5 protein-coding genes and 1 pseudogene are annotated in these 5,696 nt (G+C 69.0%); 3 read left to right on the forward strand and 3 right to left on the reverse strand.

The window, feature by feature from the left end; genetic code table 11:
* Positions 1-278, forward strand: a pseudogene (locus OTB19_RS41285) (hypothetical protein); the annotation flags it as partial.
* Between the two features lie 848 nt (positions 279-1,126).
* Here the strand turns inward: OTB19_RS41285 and OTB19_RS41290 are convergent.
* From OTB19_RS41290 to OTB19_RS41300, 3 genes are all read right to left on the reverse strand, one after another.
* Entirely contained in the window at positions 1,127-1,807 is a 681-nt protein-coding gene (locus OTB19_RS41290; RefSeq protein WP_267804006.1) for a hypothetical protein, read from the reverse strand.
* A gap of 318 nt (positions 1,808-2,125) precedes the next feature.
* Positions 2,126-2,440, reverse strand: a complete 315-nt coding sequence (mihF, locus tag OTB19_RS41295) for an integration host factor, actinobacterial type (RefSeq protein WP_267804007.1) — start codon at positions 2,438-2,440, stop codon at positions 2,126-2,128.
* 541 nt (positions 2,441-2,981) lie between these two features.
* A complete protein-coding gene (locus tag OTB19_RS41300; protein WP_267804008.1) occupies positions 2,982-3,383 on the reverse strand; it encodes a hypothetical protein in 402 nt (133 codons plus the stop codon).
* Here OTB19_RS41300 and OTB19_RS41305 point away from each other — a divergent pair.
* A complete protein-coding gene (locus OTB19_RS41305) occupies positions 3,375-3,680 on the forward strand; it encodes a transposase (RefSeq protein WP_267804009.1) in 306 nt (101 codons plus the stop codon). The genes OTB19_RS41300 and OTB19_RS41305 overlap by 9 nt on opposite strands.
* Positions 3,681-3,957: 277 nt before the next feature.
* Complete coding sequence (locus tag OTB19_RS41310; RefSeq protein WP_420717025.1) at positions 3,958-5,385, forward strand: IS1182 family transposase; 1,428 nt, start codon at positions 3,958-3,960, stop codon at positions 5,383-5,385.
* Positions 5,386-5,696: the final 311 nt, after the last annotated feature.

Consider the following 5,696-nt stretch of genomic DNA (forward strand, 5'->3'; position numbering starts at 1 on the left):
ATCTGGGACCAGATCACCGGGACTCTCGGCCTGTCCGCAGCAGCCTGAACCACCGTCACCACCACGGCCAGATACGCCCCGAACCAGAACACACCCACCAGGACTCACCCAACCTGACAACGCCCGCCCGGCTGTTCCAACGGCTGCGCACCGACAAGCCGGTGGACGTGGTCCAGGCCGAGGCGGGGCTCGGCCGACCGGTCGGGAAACCGACCGGGGCCCCCACAGCCGCCCCCACTTTCACGGGCACCACGGCCGCCGCGGCAACCTGCCGGTAAACGGCCGCCGAGGCGCCTCCCCGGCGCGATCGCCGGGACCTGTCACACCGGGCGCTTCACCAAGGTGCACCGGACGCCCTGGGTCGAACGCCGGTCCCCGGCGAGTCGGTCGCTTTCTCGGTCTGGACCGTCTGGGCGTGCCCCTCTCCCCCGGGGGTTCCACGAGGGGGTCGAGGCCTGTCTGTCGGCCGTGGATCTGACCGAGGGGGTGCTGGGGGTTGTCTCCCGGGTGCCCTGTCTGGGCGACGTCACCACGTCTCGTGAGTCGACTCCCGCATGGACGCGTAGAGCGCTGGGTGACAACTTGGTTGGGGGTCGCGCTGTTGTGGGCCGCCGATGCGTTCGCGGGTCGAGGGCTGCGGCTTCCGGGCGTGTTGACTGGAGGTCTCACCCGGGAGTGGGGTGGAATGGTGGCCGCGGGGAGTCGTGCGTGGAGGGCCGCTCCCCGTCCCGTGGAGCTGCCGGCCGCGGGCGGGTCCGGTAGCCGTCGCACGTTACCGGTGATCGCCCCGGTCGGCGGCGTCAAGCGGCTTCGACGCCCACCCGGCCCCGGACGAGGGCGGATCTGTCTGCTCGTTGATCGGGTTGCTGCCTCAGCGGTGGAGTCCATCGGTTTCAGGCCCCGCCTGCGACTGTCCGCTCGGTTTCCTGACTCGGCTCCCTCCATGAGACAGGTTGTCGGTGACGGTTGAACGCGGACAGAGGCCCCCGCCTCCGTGGGGTGGTACCGCGGCCCGGGCGTGACGTGTTGCCGTCTTGGGACCAAGTCCCCTGGTTGATGCCCGGTTCATGCCGGGCCGGGATGTCGTGGGAGTCGGTGTGGGTGGTGTTCGACGTCGTGCCGCGCTTTATCGTGCCACGATGTTCAGGATCTCTCGGGCGAGGTCGTCCGTGGTTGTCCCGGTCCGGGGTTTGATCGGTCGTTTGAAGATGTGCGCGGGGCCGTTCATGGCGCTGGAGAACAGGAACCGGGACCGTAGTACGGAATGGCCCCTGGCCTGTAGTTTGCCTTCCAGGTCGTCCGCGGCGACGCTTCGGCCGACCATCGTCAGCACGATGTGGAGCTCCGGTACCGGCATTCCGGTGTTCTGTAGCTTTTGGAGGTGGCCGAGCACGGACCGCGCCCGTTCCACCTCGTTCGGGGTGGGTTGGAGACACAGGATCACCTTGTCCACGGCGCTCACCACCGCCAGGTGGCGGCCGTTCTCGCTCCGTTGCCAAGCCCCGGTGTCCAGGAGGCAGACGCCCTTCTCGGGACACAGGCGTCGTGCTTCCCGCCGGATATGGCGTACCGCGGGCGCCGGGTGGACCGGGGCTCCCAGGTCCACCGCGTTCGCGTGCGCGTACAGGGTGCCGTGTTCCTTGTCTCCGGGGGTGTCGGTGTCGATGGCGACGGTGGGAACGCCGTAGGACGTCCAATGGGCCAGGAGGTAGGCGAGCAGCGTGGACTTGCCCGCCCCACCCTTGCCGATGAAGGCGACCCGACGGCCCTGGGCGGGCAACACCGGAACGGGGCGAGGAATCGTCATGACACCCGACCGTACCGTCCCACCCCCGTGATCGCGTGAAGCGACCGACCCGGGACATTGCCGCCCAAACCACGGAACGTCGCGGGAGGAGAGCATGCCCGGCCTCGAGGGCGCCCCGACCGGGACGCCGATCCGGACGAGACGCCCTCCTCACGGGCGCGGCTCAGAGGCCCGATGTCACCGCATGGCGAAGTGGGCGACAGAGTCGCCCTGGTGTCCGAAGCGAGCGTTCACGGATCGGCGCAGGCGGTCGCAGGCGGCTCGTGTGCGGCCCGTTCCCGGACACACGTGGCGTTCGGCGCCGCGGGGCGCGACCGGTCAGGGATGGGGCGTGAACCGATCGAGGAGGCGTTCGCGTTGCCGGGCGCCGAGGCCTCGTACTCGGCGGCTCTCGGCGATCCTCAACTCGGTGAGGACTTTGCGAGCTCGGCTCTTTCCGATGGCGGGGAGGGCTTCGAGCAGGGCACGGACCGGCATCTTGCGGATCGCCTTCGAATCGTCGGTCAACACCTCACGCAGCGACAACTCGCCACGCTTGAGCGCGCCCCTCACCGCGCCACGCTCCCTGCGCACCACCACGGCCTTCTCGAGCGCGGCCCGACGCTGTTCGGTACTGAGTGGGGGAAGAGCCACGAGGATGGTCCTTTCATCAAGTGATCGACACCGCCATCCGGCCTCTGCCGCCAAGGCGTCGACCGGCGAGTATACAAGGCTGGACGGTGTCACCGCCGGGCGATATGACCGATCTTGGCCGGACACGCGCGTCTCCACACTCCCGCCACGCCACGAGGTCACGGTGAACACTCTTCAGGGAACGGGCAGGCCGTCGCGTGCGTTGTCCTGGCGAACGGACGACTCAACGCACGGAACGCGCGGCGACCTTGCCCTGGTGTGACCCGCTTCGTCCGTTTGAGGCGCCGGGTTCCGGTGGACGGGCTTGAACCCGTCCGTGAGGCCGCCCGTGCGTCTCCCGCGTGGGAACCGATCGGGACCGAGGCCAGCACAGGGGACCGATGCGCGTCGGGGTCCGAACGGAGCATGCCGCGTGCGGTCGCGGTCCCCCGCTCGGCGCAAGGCCGGATCGCCGATGGGATTCATCGAAATGATCACCGATCGGGTGACATGCCCGCCGCGTCCCCCCGGGTGGGAAGCCGAACGTCGGGTCGCGAGGGCTTCAGCGGTCGGGGGGTGTGGCCATTGTCCGGAGTGTGGTGAGCAGGAGGCGGGCGTCGGCGACGGCGTTGTGGGGGCCGCCGAGTCGTTGGTTGCGGTAGACGCCTCGTTTGACGGACCACAGTCCTTTCCACACCGCGTACGGGACCATCGCTTCCTCCCACCGGCAGTGGCCGAGCCACCCCTGGGCGTCGATGGTGCTTGCGTGGTGGCGGGTCAGCTCGCGTTCGAGGACACCGCGGTCGAAGGGCATTTTGTAGGCGAGGACGGTCCGGCCGTGGAGCGTGTCGGTCAGGGCGGGCAGCAGCCGCCCGAACGTGGACCTTGACCCCGGATTTTGGACACCGGAGACACTTGGATCTTGATGGTCCAGGAGAACGGAGTCCCCGTGGGGATGAAGCATTACCCGGCCGAGTTCAAGGCGGATGCGGTCGCGTTGTCCCGCTCGAGGCCGGGAGCGACGATCAAGTCGGTCGCCGCTGATCTCGGGGTGAACACCGAGACGCTGAGGAACTGGATCCGGGCCGCCGACGGCCGCCGACCTGTCGCCCACTCCGCACCGCCGGCCACCTCGCAGGCCGTCGGCGACGCCGTTCAGGCGGAGCTGGCCGCCGCCCGCAAGAGGATCCGTGAGCTGGAGGAAGAACGGGACATTCTCCGCAAGGCGGCCCGATATTTCGCGACGGAGACGCGCTGGTGAGGGACCGTAACTTAACTACTGCCTGTTTCGATCTCGAGGTCGTGACGCTCGATCACGTCCTTCAGGGTGTCGATGCTGCGTGGCGGGTGGGTCCGGCGGTTGGCGAGGATCGAGGTCATCTCAGTTCCTCCGAAGGCTAGGAGCGTGGGTCAGTAATCGGCAACCCGCCTTCGGTTCGTGATCATTCGTACGGAATGATGGCGGTATGCATGGTGGGGATGGGCTGTTCGAGGTCGAGCCGGTCGAGAAGAAGCGGCCGCAGGGCCGTGCGGCGGCGGTGGACAAGCGGTTCAGGGCGTTCGACCCGCACCAGGTCCTGCTGCTGCCGCCGTCGCTGGACGACTGGCTGCCCGAGGGGCACCTGGCCCGGTTCGTCGCGGACCTGGTCGATGGCGTGCTGGATCTGGGGCCGATCCTGGCCGACTACACCGAGAAGCGCGGCTTCCCGCCCTACGATCCTCGCCTGATGGTGCGCCTGCTGATCTACGGCTACACGATCGGCATCCGCTCCTCGCGGGCGATCGAGCGCCGCTGCGTCGACGATGTCGCGTTCCGGTTCCTGGCCGCCGGCCAGGCCCCGGACTTCCGGTCGATTTCCCGCTTCCGCCGCCGTCACCTGGACGCGCTCGCCGACTTGTTCACCCAGTCGCTGCACCTGGCGCAGAAGCTGGGCATGGCCAAGATGGGCCGTGTCGCCCTGGACGGCACGAAGCTGGAAGCGAACGCCTCCAAGCACAAGGCGATGAGCTACGGCCGGCTCATCGACAAGGAGGAGCGCATCGAGGCGGAGATCGCCGCTCTGGAGGCCGCAGCCGCCGCGCTGCTGGCCGACGCCGAGCGCGTCGACGCCGCCGAGGACCAGATCTACGGCGTCGACGGCAAGGACACCGATCTGCCCGCCGAGCTCGACCGGCGCGAAAAGCGCCTGGCCAGGCTTCAGGCCGCCCGTGCCCAGATCGAGACCGAGGCTGCCGACAAGGCCCGCCGCCACGCCGAGGACAAGGAACGTCGCCGCCAGGCCCGTGCGGGCACCAGCGACGAGCAAGCCGTCACCGGCGCCGGCGAGCAGGCCGCCGCCAAGGCGCGGCCCAAGCCGAAGTCCCAGGCCAACTTCACCGACCCCGACTCGCGGATCATGAAGAACGGTGACGGCGCCTACATCCAGGCCTACAACGCCCAGGCCGTCGTCGACGCCGAACACCAGGTCATCACCGCCGCCGACGTGACCACGAACGCCTCGGACGCGCTGAACTACACCACCATGCTCGACCAGTCCGCCCAGAACACCGGCATCCACCCCAAGCAGGCCCTCGTCGACGCCGGATACTGCTCCGAGATGAACCTTGAGGCCGCGAAAGACCGCCAACTCGCCTGCGGCACCGACACGTTCATGGCGGCCGGCCGTCTCGGCCACGACGAACAGGTCCCGCCCGCACCCCGCGGACGCATCCCCCAGGAGGCGACCTTGAAGGAGCGCATGGCCCGCAAGCTGCGGACCAAGCCCGGGCGCAAGGCCTACAGCCGCCGCAAGGCCATCGTCGAACCCGTCTTCGGCCAGATCATGACCTGCCAGAACGGCCGACAGCTTCTTCTGCGCGGCGAGGACGGCGCCCGAGGCGAGTGGCGCCTGCTGGCCGCCTGCCACAACTTCCGCAAGTCCTTCGGACACGTCGGGGCCACCGGACTCGCGGCAGCGACCGCCTGATCGGCCCCGGCGGGCGACCCTTGTCGCCGATCCCCAGCCCCCGATGACGACACCACCGACACCGACAGGCACACCGAGCGGCCCACGACCAATCCCGCCGATCACGACCGCCCGGCCACTTACCGGTTACTGACCCACGCTCCTAGCCGATGCACCCCGATACTCCCACCGCAAGCCCTCCCGTGACTCTGCTGCGCAATTCGTGGGGGTTACGCGGTGAGCTGGTAGGCGAGGCGTTCGAGGCGGCTGGTGCGGGTGCGTCGGAGGGGGCTTTCGGTCCAGTGGGCGTCGAGTCTGATCGCGTTGAGTGC

Origin of the sequence: Streptomyces sp. H27-H5 (assembly GCF_026627505.1) — a bacterium.
Lineage (GTDB): Bacteria > Actinomycetota > Actinomycetes > Streptomycetales > Streptomycetaceae > Streptomyces.

What these genes read in the sequence shown, in the direction of transcription:
- OTB19_RS41305 (WP_267804009.1), top strand. Translation starts at nt 3,375, where the DNA reads ATGAAGCATTACCCGGCCGAGTTCAAGGCGGATGCGGTCGCGTTGTCC.
- OTB19_RS41290 (WP_267804006.1), bottom strand. Translation starts at nt 1,807, where the DNA reads ATGACGATTCCTCGCCCCGTTCCGGTGTTGCCCGCCCAGGGCCGTCGG.
- OTB19_RS41300 (WP_267804008.1), bottom strand. Translation starts at nt 3,383, where the DNA reads ATGCTTCATCCCCACGGGGACTCCGTTCTCCTGGACCATCAAGATCCA.